This window comes from Streptomyces sp. IMTB 2501, assembly GCF_001953885.1.
GTDB lineage: Bacteria > Actinomycetota > Actinomycetes > Streptomycetales > Streptomycetaceae > Streptomyces.
Map to the genome: position 1 here is coordinate 1 of NZ_MQUS01000058.1, position 22,913 is coordinate 22,913.

Consider the following 22,913-nt stretch of genomic DNA (forward strand, 5'->3'; position numbering starts at 1 on the left):
GCCCGCTAGTGCGGGCCTGGCTGGCTACGAGGAGAGGGGCTGCTCGTTCGTGTCGAGTTTCAGCGTAGTACATGCCTCCGTTTTGATGCAGCATGTAGAGTTGGTAAAAACTAGTCACACCTTCAAAGCTGTGTGGGCTCGACAGGGTGGGCAGAGTAGATGAGGTGAATCGAGTGACGCTCAGGGAAAAAATTCCTGGTGGGCTTACGCGCAGGGCTCAATATTTCGTCCAAATCCATGGTTACCGTATTCCTGATCCTGGTGTGGAGCAGCATCGGGCCCGGTGGCTGGAGCATGGAATCCCGGCAGCAGAGATTGACCGTGCTGTGGCGTACCAGGAAATCTGGGGCGGGATTGCCCTCCCTCCGTCTCCGCACTACGACGGTGGCCCCAGTTCGCTGAGTGCGGATGTCCCTGAGGGGTCGGAGGCGGAGGGCTGGTGGTTCGGGGCCGGGCTGCAGCGCACCGCGCTTCCCTACGCCTTCATGATTGGCCCCGAGGGGGAGTTCGGTATCCATGCCGGCACTTGGGTGCCTCTGCATGGGAGCATCGCAGGGTGGGTGGAGTCGGTGGCCCTCGCAGATCATGCCCGCCGGTGCGCCCGCACTATCACCACGGTGACCGGTGAAGCCGTGGAGGCGCTGCAACTCGACGGCTTGGAACCGGTCTTGGAGGTTGCCGGACGTGCAGACACCTGGTGGCGAGGAGCTGACTCTCTTGTGGCCGTCTACCGCGGGGAAGCTGAGTGCATGTTGGCACCGCAATGCCGGACGGCAACGGTCTACTCCGGGCTCGATGAATGGGGCCTCAAAGGGCTCGGCGCTTAAGAGCTCACCTGCCATCGATGAGACATCTGGCTGCAACGCCGCTCTCGGCAAGAGGAACTGATGACAGGACAGTTTAGAATTCAGCGAATCGTGCTCAGAGAACACCAGGTGGATGCGACTGCGCGTATCCGTAAGTGGGTCGGATTCCCTGCAAGGTCCTCTGTGCCCGCGGAAGGGGCGCGCGCCACGGTGGTGTCCGCCACGGGGTCCGGCAAGACGATCACGGCCGCGTGGGCTGCGCTGGAGTGCTTCCGTGGCGGGCGGATCCTTGTCATGGTCCCCACCCTCGATCTGCTCGTGCAGACCGTTCAAGCGTGGCGGAGGGTCGGCCACAACGGGCCGATGGTCGCGGTGTGCTCGCTGGAGAAGGACGACGTCCTGGAGCAGCTGGGCGTACGGACCACCACGAACGCGATCCAGTTGGCGCTGTGGGCGGGGAAGGGGCCGGTGGTCGTGTTCGCCACGTACGCCTCCCTCGTGGACCGCGACGACCCGGAGGACCCGATGGGCCAGCGGAAGGTCCGCGGGCCGCTGGAAGCCGCTCTGGCAGGCGGAGAGCGGCTGTACGGGCAGACTATGGCTCCGTTCGACCTCGCTGTCGTCGACGAAGCCCACTCAACCACTGGCGATCTTGGACGGCCGTGGGCGGCGATCCACGACAACACCCGCATCCCCGCGGACTTCCGGCTCTACCTCACTGCCACCCCCCGCATCCTCGCCCCGCCGCGCCCGCAGCGCGGCCGGGAGGGCCAGGAGCTGGAGATCGCCACCATGGCGTCCGACCCGGACAGTCCGTATGGGGAGTGGATCTACGAGCTCGGACTGTCCGAGGCGATTGAACGCGGCATCCTCGCCGGTTTCGAGATCGATGTGCTGGAGATCCACGACCCCTCCCCTGTCCTCGGGGAGTCGGAGGAGGCGCAGCGGGGCCGGCGCCTCGCCCTGCTGCAGACGGCGCTCCTGGAGCACGCCGCCGCGCGGAACCTGCGCACGGTCATGACCTTCCACCAGCGGGTGGAGGAGGCGATGGCGTTCGCGGAGAAGATGCCGCAGACGGCCGCCGAACTGTACGCGGCCGAGGTCACCGACGACGCTCTGGCCGACGCGGACGCCCTGCCGAAGTCGTCGATCGACGCGGAGTTCTACCAGCTGGAGGCCGGCCGCCACGTACCGCCAGACCGGGTGTGGTCGGCATGGCTGTGCGGCGACCACCTCGTCGCCGAACGACGCGAAGCCCTACGGCAGTTCGCCAATGGCATCGACGCCGCAGGCCGCCGCGTACACCGGGCCTTCCTCGCCTCCGTCCGAGTCCTCGGCGAAGGCGTCGACATCATCGGCGAGCGGGGCGTGGAAGCGGTGTGCTTCGCCGACACCCGCGGCTCCCAAGTCGAGATCGTCCAGAACATCGGCCGGGCCCTGCGCCCCAACCCCGACGGCACGACCAAGACCGCCAGGATCATCGTGCCCGTCTTCCTTAAGCCCGGCGAAGACCCGACCGACATGGTCGCCTCCGCCTCGTTCACACCCCTCGTAGCCGTCCTCCAAGGCCTGCGCTCACACTCCGAACGCCTCGTCGAACAGCTCGCCAGCCGGGCCCTGAGCAGCGGGCAGCGGCACGTGCACGTGAAGCGGGACGAAGACGGGCGGATCATCGGCACCATGGCCGAAGGAGAGGGCGGGCAGGACGAGACCGAGGGCGCGGTGGAGTCAGCACTGCTGCACTTCTCTACCCCGAGGGACGCGACGACGATCGCCGCGTTCCTGCGCACCCGGGTGTACCGGCCGGAGTCCCTGGTCTGGCTCGAGGGCTACCAGGCCCTGCTGCGCTGGCGGAAGGACAACCACATCACCGGCCTGTACGCCATCCCGTACGACACCGAGACCGAAGCCGGCGCCACCAAGGCGTTCCCGCTCGGGCGGTGGGTCCACCAGCAGCGGCGCACCTACCGCGCGGGCGAACTCGACGACCACCGCAAGGTGCTGCTCGACGAGGCCGGGATGGTCTGGGAACCCGGCGACGAAGCCTGGGAGCAGAAGCTGGCGGTATTGCGGTCATACCGCCGCGCGCACGGTCACCTCGCCCCCAGGCGAGATGCCGTATGGGGCGACGCCGACAGCGAACTGGTCCCGGTCGGGGAGCACATGGCCAATCTTCGGCGCAGGGACGGCCTCGGCAAAAACCCGCAGCGCGCGGCAGCCCGCGCCGCCCAGCTCGCCCAGATCGACCCGGACTGGAACTGTCCCTGGCCACTCGACTGGCAACGCCACTACCGCGTCCTCGCCGACCTGGTCGACGCCGATGGCAGCCTTCCCGACATCCAGCCCGGGGTGCAGTTCGAAGGCGACGATCTCGGCAAATGGCTCCAGCGGCAACGTCAAAGCTGGGCGGAACTGTCCGAAGAGCAACAGCAGCGGCTCGCGAGTCTGGGTGTAACACCCGCCGAGCGGCCCGCCCCGGCCCCGGCGGCCAAGGGCGGCGGGAAAGGATCAGCCTTCCAGCGCGGTCTGGCGGCCCTCACCCAGTGGATCCAACGCGAAGGCGTCCAGAAGGCAGTGCCGAGGGGACACGTCGAACGCGTCGTCATCGACGGCCAGGAGCACCACCACAAGCTCGGCGTATGGCTATCGAATACCAAGACCCGCCGCGACAAACTCACCCACGACCAACGCACCGCACTCGCCGAACTCGGCATCGACTGGGCCTGACGACGAACGAGGAAGCGTGCCGTTCGCATCTGGCGATGCACCGAGGCTGGGTCACGGTGGCGAAGGTGGGGCGGTGAGATACGGCGCGAGTTGGGCTTCAAGATCTGCGACGCGTTTGTCCAGGAAACGATTGTTCTGGCGGGCGCTGGCCAGACGCTCTTGGAGGCGTTGGTTGTCCTGGGTGAGCTGTCGTACTTGCTGCTTCAGACTGGTGTTCTCGGTGACGATCCGTTGAAGTGAGCCTTCGGGGAGATCGTGTTCGAGGTCGCGGATCTTGCCGAGGAGTTCTGCGATACGGGTGCGCTGAGTGAGGATTTCGCGCTGGGTCTGGGCGAGTGCCTCTTCGGCATTGAGGGCGCGCTCCCTCCAGGCGGACTGTGTGCGGCTGCGGCTGTTGGAGATGCCGGGTTGGGGTCTGCTTGTGCGGGTGGCCTGCTCGATCAGGGCTCTGGCCTGCTGGTTTTGGTAGAGGAAGGTGCGTGAGACGCGGGCGGTACGGGCAAGGGCTGCGACGGTGACAGGGGTGTGGTCGCGTGCCATAGCCGCCAGGGCGGTCTGCAGGCGTTGAAGCATCTCTTGGGTGGCTTGGCGGCGGGCTCGTACGGCCGCGTCGGTGCGGGAAGTGCTCATGGCTGCCCTGTGGCGTCGTCGGGTGCCTGCAGTGTTGCGAGGTCGCGGGCGCGGAAGGCGGTGCTCCAGGTGCGGTGGAAGTAGTCCTGGGGGCGCCGCAGGTCCAGGGTGAGGGCTTCGTCGAGGATGCCGAGGGCGGCCAGGGCCTGCTCGAGTCCCTTGATGGCCTTGGCGGTGGGTTCGAAGACGGTGTGGAGGTAGTCGGCGGTGGTGTCGTCGGGGGCGTTCTCGGCGATGGAGCGCCACTGTTCGGCTTTGCGTCGCCAGTAGAGGAGGTCCGCGCCGGAGAGGACGAAGTTGTCGCAGTTTCGCAGTCGAGTTTCCAGGGGCAGGCTCCGCCGTCGACGACGGGTTGGTAGGTGCAGAATCCGCCGTCGGCGGGGGTGCTGCGGCGGGAGAGGTCCAGGGCCAGGGCGAGGGCTGTCTCGCGGTCTAGGGGGGTGGTGTCGCCGGAGAGGAGTTTGCCTGGGGTGGGGGCGCCGGGCCCGGCTACCCAGACGGTGTTGAGGACGTCTTCGAGGTCGCTGTTGGTGATCTTCACGTAGTGCTCGGCCATGCGCTCGGAGAGCTGGCCGAGGTAGCGGCGGATGTGGGTGAGCGTGGCGCCGGCGCGCAGCAGGTTGGTGGCCAGGGTGTGGCGGGCTTGGTGGGCGACGTACGCGCCGCCGAGGTCGAGGTCGGCGATCCAGGTCCTGAAGCGCTCGTTGAAGTGTCCGTAGGAGATCGGCTGTCGGCCGTTGGGGTTGCGGATGTGGGAGGGAAAGAGGGCCAGGCCGGGGCGTTCCGTAGCCGCTGGGGTGCGGCCGTAGCGCTTTTCGAAGAGCTGGAGTGTCTTGGTGCGGCGGGCGTCGAGGCGGTGGTAGATGGGCTCGGGGATGCGGATGCCCTCGTTGTAGTTGCCGACCTTGGTCTGGTCGTGCCACAGCATGGCCAGGCCGCGGTAGCGGCCGATGCAGTCCAGGCGCAGTCCGACGACCTCGCTGCAGCGGCGCCCGGTGGCGACGATGGTCTCCCAGATGTCCCGCAGGCCCCGGTCGTTGAGGTCGAGTTCCTCCAGGCGGCGCAGGTTGGTCTCGTCGGTCAGCGTGCGGGCGACGTCGTCGCTGAAGGGGTTGCGGGAGCGCTGCTTGAGGCCGGTTCCGCCGAAGGGGATGGCGGTCAGGAAGCCGGTGTCGATGCCGAGGCGTTCGGCGTGGCCGGCGGGGATGGCGCTGTAGAGCAGCTTGCGTGCCTGGTTGAAGACGAATTGGCAGGTCAGGTCGGTGACGGTGGGGGATCGTCCGTCAACCAGGACCATGCCCAGGGACGGCAGGCCGTGGCGGGCGCGGTGGCGCTGGTCGGCGACGAACCGCTCGGCGTGTGCACGGCGCAGCACGGTGGGGTCGTGGCCGGCGTCGGGGGCGTCGGTTTCGAGGAAGACGCCCAGTTCGACGGCGGCGCGGCGCATCTGGTCGAAGGGTCCTCGGGTACGGGGACACTGTGGGGAACGGAGCAACTCGGCGAGATGGTCCCAGAGCAGGTCGCGCAGCCACCGCTGCGGTACGGCGGTGATGTCGAAGTGGCTCTGGGAGTTCTTGAAGCGTCGCCCGAAGTGATCGGTCTCCAGGAAGCCAGCGTCCTTGGTGTCCGAGGGGCTGTAGTAGACACAGCGCAGACCGTTGACGATCTCCCAGATGATCTTGCGGACCTCGGAGTCCATCTGCTTGCGTGTCAGGTCTTTGTAGCCTTCGTCGTGCAGGTCCATCAGGGACGTGATGCCGCCTCGCCGGCAATGTCTGACGAGATTCCTGATGCCGTTGGTGGTCCACTCGGAGTGCTGTGCGGCCTGGGCATGAGTGTGCAGGCCCCACTGAATCTCGGCCCGCAGCAACGGGGGCAACGCGTGGAGGTTGACCAGTCCCGGCTGTGACACAGGTTCCGTGGTGGCACACCATGTGTGGAAGGCGGACTCGTCGTCGTAGGTCACGGGAAGCGGGCGTCCGTCTTTGATGCGGCCGTGGATGTGTTCCGACCGGGCTCCTCCCGGACGCTGCTCGGTTTGGTATCGGGCCTGGTGCTGGATGCACAATCCCACCGAGCCGCAGGCCAGGAACGGACAGCGGGCCTTGCAGAGGCCGAAGCCGGGTAAGGCGTGCTGGGCCAGAGCCCATTGTCCGAGGTGGTTCCGGTCGACGCGCGCCGCCGAGCCATAATGCCAGCGGTTCTGGTGTTGCTGGCACAGCTGGGTTGTGGGGCTGAGGGCCGGGCGGTCGGGGCAGATCCGGCAGCGCCCGTAGTCCACTCCCCGCGCGGCCGGAAGAGGCGTTGCGGCGTGCATGAAGGCGCGCTTGGACTGGCCGGCCCGCTCTGCCTGTTCCCACTCCAGACAGTGGGAACCGCACAGGTTGTGGCTGACGCGGCGGATGCGTTCACAGCCGTCGACGCCGCACTGCCAGGCGTAGACCGGGTGGTGAGGCGGGATGAAGATCAGCGTGTCGCGGAAGAGCGGGTCGAAGGCGGGGGCCTCGATGAGGGCCGTGAGCAGTTCGAGCCGGTCGCGGCCGATGCGGGTGGTGTCGGTGCGGCCGGGCAGCAGCGTCAGCGGGATCACGGCCGTGTCCCCCACACCTGCTCCAGCGCTGCGGTGAAGACCGGGTCGTGGACGTCCACGTGGCCGTAGACCTGCTCGACGGTCGCCGCTGAGGCCCAGCCGCCGGCATCACGCGCGATCACAGCGTTGCCCCGTGCGGCGTCCAGCACCGCGGTGGCGAAGCTGTGCCGGAAAGCGTGCGGGACCACCCGGCCGATCTCCAGACGGGCTGCGGCTCGGCGCAGCATGCCGCAGGCCGCGGCCGTGGTCCACGGCTGGCCCCGGGTGGGGCCGTGCAGGCTGACCAGGAGCATGCCATGAGCGGTCTGGGCCGGGTACTGGGTGGTGACGTACTCGAAGTAGGTGTGGATCATCGCCGGGCTCGCCCGGCGTACCGTTCCCCCGCTCACCGCGTTGTCCTGCCAGGTCCAGGGTGTCTTGGTCTTGACCCGGGCCCGGTTGGCGTTGTTCTCGCGATGGCAGATGTGCACGTGCGGCCCCCGGCACTGACCGCACGCTGCTTGCTCGCGCAGGTGCAGGTCGACCAGGCGCAGCCCGCACAACTCGCCGATCCGGAAACCGCCGTCGGCCAGCCACGTGACCACCATCCGGTCCCGCGCGCACGACACCGCCCCCAGCAGCAGATCCCGGGCGCCTTCGGGCAGCATCTTCGGATGCCGGCGCACCCGTTCCGCCGGAGCCAGAGGGTTCGCCGGCATGCTGTGCAGGACGTGTCCGAGCATCGCCCGCCGCCTATCCGCCCGCGTGGGCAGCCGTGTTGCGCGTAGTGCTTCGACCAGTGCGGGGTTCACGCCGTGGGTGCCCAGGCGGAGGTAGAAGCCCTTCAAACAGGCCGCCGCAGTCTTCAGTGCACTGTGCCCGTAGGGGCGCTTTCCCTCCCGCCACGGCAGCCCGAACGGCCCCGGATAATCCGCCCCCAAAGCCGCCATGTAGTGCCGCAGATTCTCAAGCGACACCGACCCCGTGTCCAGGCCCGCGAACCGCAGCCACCGCAGATGATCCACCAGCACATAGGCATACGTACGGTCCGTACCCGCGGCGCAGGTACGCAGGAACCCGTCCGCCTCCGCCACCACCGAGCAGTCCGCATCCACGACCGTGTAACAGACCCGCCCGCCCCCGCGGACGATCTCCTGCACCCGTAACTCGCCCACCACAAGCCGACCACCCACCCCGCACCACCCCCTCCGAACCGGGAACCGCCCCGCCGGCGGCACCCTGGCCCCGAGTCCACACCCCTCCCCCACACCCACGGACCACTCCACGCGAACGTCACACACACCCCAGCGACGGTTGGTAAAGTCCGTCACCCTCACACGCCAGAACACCGGAGGGGACCTTCGCTGCCGAAGTCAGCGAGGACAGGCGTGACCCTCGGCCCGGTGTCCCATCCACACCGCCACGTCGCATACCCGCAGCGCACTCACCGTCTCCGGCACCCCGGCGACCTGGCGCAGCGCGAGCAACTGGCGGTGCAGGGAACGGTCGTCCGCGCGCAGCGCGGCATGCAGCGCAAGCCAGAACGAGGGGCGCGGGCGGCCCAGAGCGCAGCGCACCACCTTGTCGTAGACCGGCAACAGCCGCGGACGCTTACGAGCCAAGAGCTTCCCAGCGATCACCCAGTCAACTCCGTACTGGGCGCAGAGGAGGTGCCAGGCCTGGTCCGCCGGCGAGCCCTCGGCCAAAACGTCCGCTCCGGCGCCGACCATGTCAATGTCCCTGGGAATGGCGTGCAGCAGACCGGACAGCTGCGTGCCGAGGCGGCCCTCCAAAATGTCCAGCGCGACAGAAGCCGGAACGGTCACCGACAAGGTCTGCACCGCGACCAGGTCCTCCGCCGTGAACCGGTCGGCGACCTCCGGCCGGTCTCCCTCACCCGCCAGATGCTCGAACCGGCCGCCGGTGAACGGCACCGCGCCGGACGGCAGACCGACCCCGTAGTAGCGGCGCAGGTCATCAACAACGCCTTCAGCGCCGAGCACGACACGCAACCGCTGTCCCAACGACGACAACGACGTCCCAGCGGGAGAAATCATGCCTCCCCCTCCTTCATCACGGCGAGCGGTGCCCGGAATGCCCTCCCCGGCTACGTCCGGCGGGGGCACGGTCGTTCCCCGAGCCTTGGTCAGAGCGTATCCGCGGCAACGAAACCCGCACCTGACTCTCGAAGATCACGCCCGCAGCTCACCCTATGAGCGATTTCGGCGCCCGCAGATCACAAAAATGCTTCCGCAGTTGCATTCCTGAGGTACAGTCATATCTAACGCGTCATCACTCGATGCCGCGGTCACCATGATTTGGGGGGGGAACCCAGCATGAGCCTGCCCATGCCCACGGCCGCCATCTCCGGCGTCCCGCTCACCGTCATCCCGTTCCGCGCCGGATCTGTCATCGGCGTCATCGACCTCCCCACCCTCCTCGCCCTCGTCCCCAACCCCAAGCGGGAAGAGGACAAGCAGGTGATGAAGAGGGCCACCCCGACCCAGCGCCGCCACGCCGAGATCCGCGCCCTGGTCCAGCGCACCGTGCGCGACACCCAGAAGAAGAAGAACATCCCCGCCTATGCCGCTTACCTCGCCGCGGGCATCAAGGGCGAACACGGAAACGGCTGGTCCCACCCCCCCGTCACCCTCTGGGCTCCCCCGGAGGACGGCACCGAGTCCGTCCGAGTCGACCCCACCGAGCTCGTCCCCGGTACTGGCATCTGCAAGGTGACCGTCGTCACCGGCACCCACGTCATCGCGATCGACGGCGAAACCCAGATGACCGCCTGGCACGAGATCGCCGAGAACCCCGATGCCTACGGCGTCACCGCCGCTCAGCTCCGCGCCGTCCGCATCCCCTTCGAGCTGTACTGGGATCTTCAGATTCCCGAGGCGCGACAGGTGTTCTTCGACCGCAACGTGCTCGGCGTCACCGTCGCGAAGAACCTCGCCATGTCCATGGACCAGCGCGACTTCGCGACCCAGCTCGCTCACGACATCGCCGGATCCGTCATCGTCACCAACAACGACGGCACGAAGGTGCCGTTCTCCACGTTCGTTCAGGCCACCAAGCGGCAACTGTCCGCGGGAGACCCCGAACTCCTGACCCTGTCCGGCCTGCGCGCTCTGGTCGTGACCACCATGCTCGGCCGGCCCGGCATCGCCCTGTCCTCCGCCGCCATCACCGAGGACGACATCCCCGACGGCACCACCGCGGACACGGTGCGCACCGAGGTGACCGACATCCTCTCGTGGTTCATCGAGACGTACTTCCCGCTTTTCGCCGCCCGCACCGCCGTCACCACCCCTGCCCTCCTCGCCGGCCTCGGCGTCGCGTTCAACCGCGCGATGCCGTGGAGCACCGGTGCAGATCGCCTCACCTCCTACCGCCTCGGCCAGCTCCTCGACACGGTCCAGTGGGACCGTAAAGCCGCCTACTGGGACGGAATCGCGGGCAAGGCCACCGCGACCGGCGGCATCTCCTTCGCGGGCGGCGTGAAGGACTCCGGAGGCCGCGTCGCCGACGCGATCCTCTTCCCCGACAGCGAGAACGGCCGAAAGATCCGCGGCCAGGCCTGACCCCACCCACTCCGCACCACCGCGCCCCCGCCAGCCACACACCGGCAGGGGCGCGGTGCATGGCTATGGTCGACGGACCAGAATTCGGACGACTTTCCTGCCCGCGTTCCAAGGCCGCACTCGCAAAAGCCGAACGGCGCTGCGCAGCCTGGTCAGGGCCTGGGAGGGACGCGGCCGGGCACGCTCGCAAGCCCATGGCGATCGCTTGAAACCGGGTGTTCTCGGGCCTCAGGAACGCTCTAGTCTTCGGCCCTGGGATCGAGGCGGGAGGTCGCTCGTGTGGTTGACCGGGCAGTTCAGTATCCCTGAGCCAGTGTTGCAGGCTCAGCGCCGGGGCCGCCTGGTGCTGTTCGTGGGGGCAGGGGCCTCCATGTCTCCTCCCTCATCCCTGCCGACCTTCGCGCAACTAGCCGACCGAGTCGCCGGGGAGGTCGGCGCCGAAGTGACACCGGAGGCCACGAGTGCCCCCGATCAGTTCCTGACGCGTCTGGCGGAGCGGAACTTGCCCGTCCACGAGCGGATCCAGCGGCTCGTGGAGGCGTCCACGCAGCCCAACGCGGTGCACTCCGCCCTGGTGCGCCTGTTCCCGTCGGCAGGTGACCTGCGGATCGTTACGACCAACTACGACCGGCACCTCACTACCGCCGCCGCCTCATTCTTCGGAAAGCCGCCCGCGGTGTACCAGGCCCCCGCGCTTCCGCTGGGCCGGGACTTCACAGGGATCGTGCACTTGCACGGCTGCGTGGACCAGCGCCCGCAGGATCTGGTGGCGACGTTCGCAGACTTCGGCCGGGCCTATCTGACCGATGCGTGGGCGGCGCGGTTCCTGCAGGACATGTTCCGCACGTACTGCGTGCTGTTCGTGGGTTACAGCCACAACGACCTGATCATGCAATACCTCGGCAGAGGCCTGCCGCCGGGAACGGAGCGCTTCGGGCTGATCAGCGATGAGGCGCCGCCCAACCGCGACTGGTTGGCCATGGGGATCACCGCGGTGACGTACCCGAGCGCAGATCATCATGCCGCGCTCACCGAGGGCCTTGAGCGGTGGGCCGAACTGTCCGGCTGGGGGCTGCTCGAACAGGAGCATCAGATCATGGACTTGGTGGCACCCCCGCAGGAGCCGGACGGCTCGGCCCGGGCGTCGGTGCCGCAGGACCCGGCGCGGCTCTCCTATCTGGAGTCGGTCATCTCCCAAGAGGAGACCGTGTCCCTGTTCACGCGTCACGCGCAGGATCCGGTCTGGCTTGACTGGGCCAGTGCCCAGCCCGCGTTCGCGCCGCTGTTCCAACGGGGTCCTGCCCTCGACCGTGTGGGAAGCGCCCTGTCTTGGTGGTTCGCCCACAGCTTCGCTGCCAAGTTTCCCGCGGACGCCATGGCGGTCGTCCACCAGCGCCGCGGAGTGCTGCACCCGACCACGGCGCAGGATGTCGCTGCCTCCTTGCGCACCACGCAGCCCGATGCCCAGGCCATCGGCGGATGGGTGCCGATGCTGATCCGGAGCCAGGCCTCCGGCTTGGCCCTGAGCTGGCTTCTGTCTTCCCTGGACTGGCCCGAGCATCGGGACTCCATCCTGCTGCTGCTCGATCACCTGATCGCGCCTCAACCCCAGATGGTGCCTTCATTCACTGCACCGGGCGCGGTGCGGTTCGACGTCGACACGCTCACCGGCGACGAATACAGCCTGCGCGAGGTCTGGGAACGGCTGCGCGGCTCGCACTTGGACGAGATCTCCCACAGGATGCTGGCAGGCATGGAGCGGCACTTGCGCAACGCGCAGACGGCCTGCTCAGCCAACCGGGACACCAGCGGGTTCGACCTCCGCAGCTTTCAGCGCTCCGCGATCGAGCCGCATCCGCAGGACACTCCCCCGACCGGGTTCGACCTGGTCATCGACATCGCACGCGACTGCTCAGAGCACCTGGCCAAGGTCACACCCGAGCTTGCGGTCTCGGTCTTCGAATCGTGGGCCGGCAGTGACGTTGCGCTCCTGCAGCGCCTGGCGGTCCACGGGTGGAACGCCCGCACCGACATCGGCGCGGACGACAAGCTGCGCTGGCTGCTGACACACGACTTGTTGTATGCAACGGCGACCAAGCACGAGGTGTTCCGGCTCATCGCCAATGCGCTGCCCGGAACCGAAGACGTCCGCAGCGACCTACTCACCCGAATCCTGGCCGGCCCCGACACCGACGATGGCGAACCGCGCCGTGCCGAGCTGCGTGCGTATGAGGTCTACAACCTGCTCACCTGGACCTGCCAGCACGACCCCTCGTTCACCCAAGCCCAGCAGGCACTGAATGAACTCCAGCAGGCCCACCCGAACTTCACCGCCAGGAAGTGCCCGGATCTCAACATCACCTTCCAGGCAATCGTGACGCGAAGCCCAGTCACCACAGAGGAATTGTCGTCGATGGTCTCCGACGAGGACATCGACCGGCTGCTCACTTATCAGGGCGAGCCGCGCCCCGACGTCTTCGCCGGCCGCCAGGCGATGCTGCCCAAGGTGACCGAGGCCGCGGCTGCCACCCCCGCGTGGGGCATTCGGATCGCCACCGCTCTGGTGACCAGAAGCGAATGGCAGACTGATCTGTGGCCCTGCCTGCTCGAAGCGTGGACGCAGACAGCCCCCCGGCTGGACGAGGAGTCGGCCCTTGACGTACTCGGAATCCTCGGCCGCCTCAACCAGGAGGCGGTCACTGGGGAGGTGCATGCGGCGACAGTGCGGCTCCTGCGGGCCCTGGCAGCCGACCATGCCTCGAGCGAGCGGGTGCTGGCCGCCTGCGAGGTCATCGGCGGCGCCCTGGTCGAACAAGCCGAGCAGGAAGGACCGGCCCCGGCGGCCATGGATCTGTTCAACGACTGGTCCTACGGCCTGACCGCATTCTGGGTGCAGGAGGCAGTCCGACGCTGGAACGCCACGGACGAGGACCGCCGGACCGGCCTGCCCGAAGCAAGCCGAGCTGCGCTGACCGCGCTGGTCGACGGGCGGCATCCGCGCACACTCACTGCCGTCGCCACCCTCGCCCAGAACCTTCCGGCTCTGGTCGCAATCGACGAGAACTGGACGACCACGCACCTGCTCCCCGCCTTCGACTGGGCCGCCGACACCGCCACGGCGCGGGCCGCGTGGACCGGTTACCTAGCCGCCCCGTACTGGAACGAGCGCGTCCTGGAACTGCTGCGTCCCTCGCTCCTGCAGTGCTTCACCCACATCCAGGACGAGCAACTGCGGCCGACGCTGGTCACCCATGTCGCCGACCTGTGCCTGTACAGTGCCACCGCCGCCCAGCCGGAGCACGGGATCCTCACCGCCTTCCTCAGCTCCTCAAGCGACACCGACCGCAAACTGTGGGCGCAGCACATCGGCTGGCGACTCGGCAAACTGCAACCGGCCGAAGCCCAGGGCAACTGGGAACGCTGGGTCCGTGACTACTGGGCCCGGCGCCTGGACAACCGCCCCGTCCGACTCACCGCCGACGAAGGTGGGCAGATGCTCGACTGGGTCCTACCCGCAGGGGACTTGTTCCCCGAAGCAGTCGGCCTTCTCGTCAAGTCGCCCTCGCGCTTCCCCGGAGCCTTCCTCTTCTTCCGCAACCTCAAAGACTCGCCGGTCCTGGCCGAACACCCCACCGAAACCGCCCAGCTCGCCGCCCACGTCCTGACGCACCTCGACGGCCCGGTCGCGGTGTGCGAGGAGATCGGCTCGGTCCTGCACGCGCTCATCGCCACCGGCGACCCTGAACTCGTGCCCACCCTCCGACAAGCCTGCGAGGGCGCTGCAAAGGCAGGATGCCCCGACGCCCTGACCTGGGCCAAGAACTGCCCTAAATGACGATTCCAGCACATTGGCCCGGCTCCCGCCGCAAGTCACGCACATCCCGCGCCAGCCACCGGAACGGTTACGTCGCGCACATGCACGTCACGTGAAGAACCAGTTCAGCCGCGTTCCACCCAGCTCCACCGCCGGTAAAACGGACGAAGCCCACGGCACCGCCGGTGACCTTGGCCGTCCCTGGGCTGCGATCCACGACAACGCCCGCATCCCCGCCGACTTCCGGCTCTACCTCACCGCGACCCCACGCATCCTGGCCTCGCCCCGGCCGCAGCGCGGGAAGGACGGCCAGGAGCTGGAGATCGCGTCGATGGGCCAGGACTCGCAGACCTACGGGCCGTGGCTGGCCGAACTCGGGCTGAGCGAGGCGATCGAGCGGGAGATCCTCGCCCCGTTCGAGATCGACGTCCTGGAGATCCGCGACCCCTCCCCCGTGCTCGGACTGTCGGAGGAGGCGCTGCGGGGCCGGCGCCTGGCCCTGCTGCAGACCGCGCTCCTGGAGCACGCCGCGGCGTACAACCTCCGTACGGTCATGACCTTCCACCAGAAGGTCGAAGAGGCCGCGGCGTTCGCGGACGCGCTGCCGAAGACCGCTGCCGAGCTGTACATGACCGACACCGATGACGAGACCATGGTCAAGGCGGAGAAGGCGCTGCCCGCGTCGTCGATCGACGCGGAGTTCTACGGCCTGGAGGCCGGCCGCCACGTACCCCCGGACCGGGTGTGGTCGGCCTGGCTGTGCGGCGACCACCTGGTGTCCGAACGCCGCGAGGTCATCCGACAGTTCGCCAACGGCTTCGACGCCAACAACCGGCGCGTGCACAGGGCATTCCTCGCCTCCGTGCGGGTCCTCGGGGAAGGCGTCGACATCACCGGTGAGCGCGGGGTGGAGGCAATCTGCTTCGCCGACACCCGCGGGTCCCAGGTGGAGATCGTGCAGAACATCGGCCGCGCGCTGAGGCTGAACCGCGACGGATCCACCAAGGTGGCCAGGATCATCGTGCCGGTCTTCCTGGAGCCGGGCGAGGACCCGACCGACATGGTGGCCAGCGCGAGCTTCAAGCCGCTCGTGGCCGTGCTCCAAGGCCTGCGCAGCCACGATGAGCGCCTGGTCGAGCAGCTCGCCTCCCGCGCCCTCACCAGCGGGAAGCGCAAGGTGCACGTCCAGCGCGATGAGGAGGGCCGGATCGTCGGCGCTGACGGCTCGGGTGACGGCGAGGACCAGGAGCACGACGACACCCAGGCCGCCGCCGAATCGGCCCTGCTCCACTTCTCCACTCCCCGGGACGCGGCGACGATCGCCGCGTTCCTGCGCACGCGGGTGTACCGGCCGGACTCGCTGGTGTGGCTGGAGGGCTACCAGGCCCTCATCCGCTGGCGGGCGGAGAACGAGATCACCGGCCTGTACGCCGTCCCGTACGACACCGAGACGACGGTGGGCGTCACGAAGGACTTCCCGCTCGGCCGGTGGGTGCACCAGCAGCGCAAGGCACTGCGGGCCGGGGAGCTGAAGGAGCGGCGCAAGGAACTGCTGGACGCGCCCGAGGCCGGGATGGTGTGGGAACCCGGTGAGGAAGCGTGGGAGACCAAGCTCGCCGTGCTCCGCTCCTACCACCGGGCCACCGGGCACCTCGCCCCGAGGCAGGACGCTCTCTGGGGCGAGGGGGCGAGCCTGGGCGTGAGGGACGACTTGAGCCCCGTCGGGCAGCACATGGCCAACCTTCGCAGGAGGGGCGGCCTCGGTAAAGATCCCGAGCGTGCTGCAGCCCGCGCTGCCCAGCTCGCTCAGATCGACCCGGACTGGGACTGCCCATGGCCGCTGGACTGGCAGCGGCACTACCGGGTGCTCGCCGACCTCGCCGCCGACGAACCCCACGGTTTCCTGCCTGACATCCAGCCCGGCGTGCTCTTCGAAGGCGACGACCTTGGTCGGTGGCTCCAGCGTCAGGCGAATTTCTGGGCGGAGCTGTCCGAAGAGCAGCAGCAGCGGCTGTCCGAGCTCGGTGTGAAGCCCGCTGGGCGGCCCGCTCCGGCACCGGCCACCAAGAACGGCAAGGCCTCAGGGAAGGCGTCAGCGGCCTTCCAACGCGGTGTGAGGGCCCTCGCCCAGTGGATCGAGCGGGAAGGCGCGGGCAGGCCGGTTCCACGTGCGCACAGCGAAGAAATCGTCGTCGCCGACGAGGCCGAGCCGGTGGCCGTGAAGCTGGGTGTGTGGATCTCCAACACCAAGGCCCGCCGCGACAAGCTCACTCAGGAGCAGCGCGCTGCCCTCGCGGAGCTGGGGGTTGAGTGGGCATGACTGCCTGTGTTTGCGGGGTGCCCAGGCCGCCCAGGGCAAAGCCGTAACCGGGTAGGGCTCGCAGGTGGTTACGGGGACCAGGGCTGACGGACGGGGGCGGAATGAGCGGCGAGACTCGGAAGCTGGCAGCGGCTGGACCGATCGCGCCGCCGGGCGGTGTGCTGCGCGTGGGGCCGTTGCAGGGGGAAAAGACGCAGTCGTTCCTGATCCGGCTGGCGGCGCGCTACGGCATGGCGCTCAGGGACCTGCTGGCGGTGATCGTCGACGTGGGTGGACTGCCGAACGTGATGGGCAGGGCGCGGCCGGACAGTGAGGTCTATCTGAATCAGGAAGCACGGGACCGGGTAGCGCAGTTGTGCCGCGTCCCGCAGGACCACCTGCTGCGGGCGCTGCCCGCCTGGGCGCAGGAGGAGCCTCGTCGGCGGTTCGCCACGGGGCCGGCAGCGCAGTTTCACCACACCGCGGAGAAGGTGCGGCGCTGGGGAGCAGCCTGCCCTGCGTGCACGGCGCGGCGTACCGGAAGGCCGGAGGCTGCTCGCCTGTATCTGGGGCCTGAGCCGCGGGTGTGCCTGCCTCATCGCCGGTGGCTTATGCAGATCCCGGGCACGGTCGGCCAAGTGGTGAACCTGGCCGGGTGCGGGCAGGTGCTGGAAGCCCGGCACCGTCACGTGAGGCTGCTGCGCCGTTCCGCGCGGGCAGCGGATGCTTTCGAGGTGGCGCAGGCAGTGACCGCGTCGTGGTGGTGGCAGACGTGGCCGCGGGAGCATGTGTGGCCGGCGCGGCTACGGAGCCTGGACAGCGACGGCTTGGACCAGGACGCCTGGCGGGTCGTGGCGCGGGAGCTGGTGACCTATCCGGAGACCGTTGCCCTGGCCACGCTGCTGGCCGGTGACGACTTCCGGCGCCGTGTGGTGGCCGAGGCACAGGGCCATGTTCCCTTTCGCCTGGCTGATCTGCCGATGCTCTTGACGGCTGTTGCGGGCTGTGTGCGGCGGCCCTGGTACGTGGATCAGCTGGCGCAGGAGACGTCGGGCCCCCTCTTCGCGTGGGCGTATCAGTGCGTGCGGGCACGGGGCGGGACAAACGCTGCGGGCCAGGAGATGTGGGCGGTGGCTCCGGCTCACCGTCAGCGCCCTCTGGTAGACGAGTTCGCAGTACGGGCGCGTGTGGGGCCTGGCGGCCAGCGCGTGGAGGGTAAGCGGCGGCGCGGACACAGTCGGCAGGCGGACGAAGCCTTCGCGGCCGGCCTGGCGCATGCCCGCCGCTATCTGCGCGAACACGACAATCTCGCGGTCCCGAAGGACACCGTGGTCGATTCCTATCGGCTTGGGGAGTGGCTGGGCAACGTCCAGACCAGGGCCTGGGCGATGGCGCCAGACCGTGCGCGGGCGCTGGCGGCCTTGGACCCATGGTGGAATGCCCCCTGGTCGGTGCAGTGTCAGCGCTCGTACTACCGGGCGCGCGATCACGCCGCGGTTGCCGGTCCGCCCGATGCAGCCGCGGGATTCCCCGGCACGCAGATACTCAACGGCGAGTGGCTGTATCTGCAGTGCACCCGCTACAGCACTCTCCATCCTGAACAGCAGCGTCTGCTGGCGGACATCGGCATCACGGCCGAGGCGGCCCGCACCGCTCTGCCGCGGCGGGTCCCCGTCCAGGCCAGCTTCGAGACGGGGCTGGCGCACGCCAAGTCCTACGCCGCCGAACACGGTTGTCTGGCTGCCGCGGACAAGGACACGATGTACCAGGGGTATCCGCTGGGGCCGTGGCTCGCACGCCAGCGTCGCAGAGCGCGCCAGAGCCCGGAGCCCACGGAGCGCTCCCGCGCACTCGACGCCATCGATCCCTGGTGGAATCCGCCCTGGGGGACAGCCTGGCAGCGCTCCTACGCACAGGCGCGGCGGCTGGCGGAGAGCGGAGGCGGGCTCGATGTGAGGGACGGATTTCCCGGGGCCGAAGCAGATCTCGCCTTGTGGCTGTCGCGGCAGTGTGCCGTATATCGGCGTCTGGACCCCGATCAGCAGCGTCTGCTGGCCGACATCGGCATCACAGCCGAGGAAGCCGCGAAAGTGCAGGGCAGGGCAGGGGCACCCGAGGTCGAGACCGAGAACGGGCAGGCTGCTACTGCCGGCCTGTGGGCCTTGGACGGCATGACCAGCGCTCGTTCCTTCGCCGCGGCACACGGACACCTGGCAGTGCCCTCGGAGTACGTGCACGACGGGTTTGCCCTGGGCCGTTGGCTCGTGGAGCAGCGCCGCCAGGACCGCTGGCACGCTCAAGCCACCGGAGGCGCATGGCCGCGTGGCAGGCTGCTGGCCGAACTCGATCCCTGGTGGAACCCGCCCTGGCCCTACTCCTGGCAGCGGCGCTACCAGCAGGCCCGTAAGCGATGGCAGAGGGGACGGTTGAAGGTGCCCGGCCCGCATCACGGCGGGGACGAGGGCGAGGTGACAGTGTGGCTGCGCCGTCTGTGTGCCCGGCACGACGTACTGCAGCCCGAGCAGCAGAACCTCCTCGCGGACATCGGCATCAGCCCTGCCGTCGCCCGCACCGTGACCGAAGCCGGCCGAAGCCCTGCCCCTGTGGACACAGGGCTCGCCCACGCACGTAGCTATGCCGCCGAACACGGGCACTTGGCCGTGGCCGAACGGACCCGCCACAACGACTACCCACTGGGCAGCTGGCTCCTACGCCAGCGACACCGCGTCGCTGACGGGCGCACCGACCCCGCCCGGATCGCCGCGCTGAACGCCCTCGACCCGCACTGGAACCCGCCCTGGCCCCTCGCATGGCAGCGCACCTACCATCGGGCACGCGCTGTCACGACCAGCGGCAACCTGACCACGACGCAGCGCCGCTGGATCACCACCCAGACACGGCTGTGGGACAGCCTCCACCCCACCCAGCAAGAACTCCTGGCCGGCATCGGCGCCGCGCCCGCCACCGAACCCGTGCCGACTCCCACGACGACACGCAGCTACCCACCGGGCGACGGCCTCCCCCACGCCCGCTCCTACGCCGCCGCCCACGGGCACCTCGCCGTGTTCAAGCACACCCGCCACCACGGCTTCGCCCTGGGGCACTGGCTCATCCAACAGCGGCGCAAAGCCCGCGCAGGCCTCCTGTCCCCCCGCACCCTGCAAGAACTCACCCTCCTCGACCCCTGGTGGAACCCGCCCTGGCCTTTCGCCTGGCAACGCAAATACCACCAGCACCGCACCCTTCACGCCGCAGACCAGCCCCTCCCGCCCGAACTCCAGCGCTGGGCCCGCAAACAGAGCATCCTCTGGCACCAACTCCATCCACATCAGCAAGCGTTGCTGTCAGCCATTCGCATACACGCCCCGCCTCATGACCTGTGAAACGACTTGCTGTTCTGTGGAGTCCCGCCCGAAGCACTACGCCGAGACGTCTACGGGGCAGACCCCGCTCCGCAGTTGCCGTCGGCGGGGTCTGCGGCTGTTGGGGATCTACAGGTCGAACTCAAGGTGCTCGATGTCGGTGAAACGGACCTGCTCCAATTGGCCGGCGCGGCGGCCGTTGTCCTGGAAGTACACCTCCTTGAGTGCGTCGGCGGCGATCTGCTGGAGCTGCTGGTCGCTGGCGCCCTGCTCTTGGGCGTCGAAGAGGCGGGCGGCGTACTGCGGCGGCAGCGCGACGGTGAGGTGACGGAGCCGGTCTTCGTCCGTCGTGCCGATCGGCGCGGTGTAGCCGATCCGGGCGCGGGTGTCGATGACGATGCCGCCGGTGGTCGCCGCCTTCTGCCGTGCCTTGGCCCGGATCTGCGGCTGCCACCGCTTTTTCACCTCAGTCTCCAGCCGGGCGGCGAGGTCCGGGCGCGGCTTTTTGATCTGGTCCTTCACGTACCGCTCAACGGTGCGCTGGGAGATCCGCAGCATCTGGGCAACGGCCTTGGTGCCCTTGAGCTGCTTGACCAGGTACCGCATCTGCGCGGGCGCGCTCTTGGGCGCCGGGCGGGTGAACGCCTTCTGCACCGCGGCGTCCAGGCCGTCCCCGAACATGCTCATCGCGGTCTACCTACTCCCCGGTGTCCTGGTCCATGACGGTGCCGTCCTTGATGTAGCGGGCGAGGTTGAGCTCCGGGGCGTTGAACTGGTCGCGCACGCCCTCGCCCCACAGGACGGTCTGGGTGCCCTCCCACTTCACCAGCCCGGGGTTGATGCCAAGCTTGAAGCCGCCCGGCAGCGGCTTGCCGTCCCGGTAGGGCAGGAAGTCCAGCGGGGAAGGCCCGTCGCAGGCGTAGACGGCGCAGTCCGACAGGACCGCGACCGGGTACTGCCCGGTGAAGGCGGCGTGCTTGACGATCTTGCGGTGCATGTTGATCCGGGTCCGAGAGATGACGGCGGCGCGGATGTCCGGGCGCCAAGTGGGCCGGGCAAGGGCCCGCCACGGCTGCCCGGGCTTCCAGCCCTCCCCGCGCGGGCGTTCGCGCAGCTTGCCGATGCCGCCCTTCACTGTCGCCTTGATCGCGGACACCACGATCGCCAGCTGAGGGTCCCGCCGCCGGTAGCCGTCCATCGCCGCGAGGAAATCGGCCGGCGGCATGTCCGCGTGCACGCCGAGGTCGGCCATCGTGGCCAGGTAGGCATCACGCAGCCGGTTGTACCAGGCGTCCAGGTAACGGCCGTTGTCGTGGCGGACGTACGCCTCGATCGGTCGCACGTCGTAGCCGAGCTCCACCGCGTACGCCACGGTCGGCGTGGCGTACCAGGCCGGCCCCGTCGGGCGCTCGCCCTTCGGCGTGAACGGACTGGGCAGCAGCTCGCCGTCCAGCTGCGCCCACTTGTCCTTGGCGAGTTTCACGCGGGACAGGTCGACGTGGGACAGATCCACCAGCCACGAGCCGGGCACTTTCGGATCGAACACCGGCGCCTTGACGTGCGTCGGCGCGCCCAGACCGACTGTGAGGCCGTTCGCGCCGGCGGCGAAGGCCATGTTCACGTCGATGCCCACCAGATGGGGGCGAAGGCATTCGGCATCGGTGAGCGGGCGCGCCCAGTCATACGCCTCCTCCACCAGAACCTCCGCCGGGGTGCGCTGGTGGAAGCGCTGCAGATCGGCGAGCAGCGGGTGCCCGTCGGGGGCCTCGCACGGGGCGCAGTCCACCGGGTCCTTGCCCAGCGAGCCGGGGTTGTGCTCGGAATACCGGCGGCCGTCGGCGTCGGGCTCGGAGGCCCGGGTCGGCGGGTGCAGGGCGGTCATCAGTTCCAGACCCGTGACGGCGGTGGAGCCGCGCGGCGTCATCACCCGGGACGCGTACACCCCCAGGAGCCGCGCGAGGTCGGCCGACGGCAGCTGGGCGGCGTCGGCCCAGTGCCGGGTGTCGAGCGCGTCCCACGACAGGATGCACAGCTGCACGCAGGACCGGTCCGAGCCCTGCGCGGGGCGGTAGATCCTTGCCCACGGCCCGAAGCCACGCTTGGTCAGCTGCCAGTCGGCGCGCGTCAGCTGCTTGACGACCTTGTGGCCCTCCGGGATCCGGCCGGCCAGGCGCTCCTCCTTGGTGAGCGTGCTGGGCAGGCCGTAACGCTCGCACGCGGCCCCGGTCAGCACGATCAGCGGGTCGGCGTCCTTGCCCGGCCCGGACAACTTCGGCTGACCGAGCCGCCCTTCGCCAAGCATCCACTCCACCAGCGCGGAAAGCGACTTCGCAGGCACGTCCAGGACCAGGCCGCCGACGCAGTACGCCAGCACCTGGCCCTCTGCGTCGACGTCGACGACCGCCAGCGGCCCGTTCTCGAACCTCGCTTCCCTCCCGCCTGCCGGGGTGTCGGCGGGGGCGGCCTTCTTCGCGGCTGGACCGCGCGACGTCGGCCTGGTCGCGGCCGCCGGACGCGGTACAGCGGCAGGGGCGGTGGAGCGTGCAGTGATCCTGCGAGCAACCCCGGAGTCAGCGTGGGCTTGGGCCGATTCAGCTGCCGACGGCGCAGCAGCGGCCGCAACGGCAGGCATTTCGGGGATCGCCGTGTCCTCGGGGGGCACCGGAGCGTTGGCGGGGTAGAGCTGGGCGAGCTGCTTGAGCATGCGGGCGTATGCGTCGCGCTCCGGCGGCCGCGGCTCAGTCTTGCCCGCCTCCCAGCCACTGACCGTCGCCCGCCGCACCTTCAGTGCGGCGGCCACCTCGTCCAGCGTCAGCCCGTGCGCCTGGCGCAGCCGCTTGCGCTCCGCCGGGGGCGGCAGCGGGGAGCGGGACGCGATGAGCGCGTCGACCGCGTCGAACAGCTCGGACATGCAGCACCTCCTGCCCCGACCCTAGCGTGAAGCGCACATATTGCGTACCGAGAGCGTACGGATAGCGTTCGCATGTTGATCTCGCGTAGCTGGCAGCGGCTTGGGCCAGCAACAGCTGTCCCCTGTCAACGTTGATCGCGCACGGGTCAGAGGAGCAGCACGATCAGCCACGTGATCGCCGCCAGCACCGGCCGCGCGTAAGGGATCCCAG

General features: G+C 69.0%; 11 protein-coding genes and 1 pseudogene. 6 read left to right on the top strand and 6 right to left on the bottom strand.

Going from position 1 to position 22,913, the window contains the following annotated elements; genetic code table 11:
* Positions 1 to 173: 173 nt before the first annotated feature.
* Together AV521_RS44885 and AV521_RS44890 are read left to right on the top strand one after the other, a co-directional pair.
* Positions 174 to 827, top strand: coding sequence for a hypothetical protein (locus tag AV521_RS44885; protein WP_076097734.1), 654 nt, complete (start codon positions 174 to 176; stop codon positions 825 to 827).
* Positions 828 to 887: 60 nt separating this feature from the next.
* On the top strand, positions 888 to 3,533 hold the full coding sequence (locus tag AV521_RS44890; protein ID WP_076097735.1) for a DEAD/DEAH box helicase: 2,646 nt from the start codon (positions 888 to 890) through the stop codon (positions 3,531 to 3,533).
* Positions 3,534 to 3,584: 51 nt separating this feature from the next.
* Here the strand turns inward: AV521_RS44890 and AV521_RS44895 are convergent, their stop codons facing one another.
* The 4 genes and pseudogenes from AV521_RS44895 to AV521_RS44910 all read right to left on the bottom strand — a co-directional run bounded on the left by AV521_RS44895 (position 3,585) and on the right by AV521_RS44910 (position 8,735).
* A complete protein-coding gene (locus AV521_RS44895; protein WP_076097737.1) occupies positions 3,585 to 4,163 on the bottom strand; it encodes a DUF6262 family protein in 579 nt (192 codons plus the stop codon).
* A 589-nt stretch (positions 4,164 to 4,752) separates the two neighbouring features.
* Positions 4,753 to 6,480, bottom strand: a pseudogene (locus AV521_RS52465) (tyrosine-type recombinase/integrase); the annotation flags it as partial.
* 269 nt (positions 6,481 to 6,749) lie between these two features.
* Positions 6,750 to 7,925: a tyrosine-type recombinase/integrase gene (locus AV521_RS44905; protein ID WP_256725994.1), complete on the bottom strand. Its 1,176-nt coding sequence runs from the start codon at positions 7,923 to 7,925 to the stop codon at positions 6,750 to 6,752.
* Positions 7,926 to 8,105: 180 nt separating this feature from the next.
* Entirely contained in the window at positions 8,106 to 8,735 is a 630-nt protein-coding gene (locus AV521_RS44910; protein ID WP_256725998.1) for a DUF6308 family protein, read from the bottom strand.
* A gap of 333 nt (positions 8,736 to 9,068) precedes the next feature.
* On the opposite strand from AV521_RS44910, the gene AV521_RS44915 reads away from it, so the two are divergent.
* The 4 genes from AV521_RS44915 (at position 9,069) to AV521_RS44930 (ending at position 19,812) form a co-directional block, all read left to right on the top strand.
* Complete coding sequence (locus AV521_RS44915; RefSeq protein WP_079249736.1) at positions 9,069 to 10,316, top strand: DNA sulfur modification protein DndB; 1,248 nt, start codon at positions 9,069 to 9,071, stop codon at positions 10,314 to 10,316.
* A gap of 205 nt (positions 10,317 to 10,521) precedes the next feature.
* Positions 10,522 to 14,151: an SIR2 family protein gene (locus AV521_RS44920; RefSeq protein WP_143658766.1), complete on the top strand. Its 3,630-nt coding sequence runs from the start codon at positions 10,522 to 10,524 to the stop codon at positions 14,149 to 14,151.
* Positions 14,152 to 14,242: 91 nt separating this feature from the next.
* Positions 14,243 to 16,450, top strand: a complete 2,208-nt coding sequence (locus tag AV521_RS44925) for a DEAD/DEAH box helicase (protein WP_256725995.1) — start codon at positions 14,243 to 14,245, stop codon at positions 16,448 to 16,450.
* Between the two features lie 101 nt (positions 16,451 to 16,551).
* Complete coding sequence (locus tag AV521_RS44930; RefSeq protein ID WP_076097741.1) at positions 16,552 to 19,812, top strand: Helicase associated domain protein; 3,261 nt, start codon at positions 16,552 to 16,554, stop codon at positions 19,810 to 19,812.
* A 108-nt stretch (positions 19,813 to 19,920) separates the two neighbouring features.
* Here AV521_RS44930 and AV521_RS44935 read toward each other — a convergent pair whose 3' ends face one another.
* Together AV521_RS44935 and AV521_RS44940 are read right to left on the bottom strand one after the other, a co-directional pair.
* Positions 19,921 to 20,478 (bottom strand): DNA-binding protein, encoded by a 558-nt coding sequence (locus tag AV521_RS44935; RefSeq protein ID WP_076097744.1) that lies wholly within the window; start codon positions 20,476 to 20,478, stop codon positions 19,921 to 19,923.
* Between the two features lie 10 nt (positions 20,479 to 20,488).
* Entirely contained in the window at positions 20,489 to 22,702 is a 2,214-nt protein-coding gene (locus tag AV521_RS44940; protein ID WP_076097746.1) for a helix-turn-helix transcriptional regulator, read from the bottom strand.
* Positions 22,703 to 22,913 lie beyond the last annotated feature (211 nt).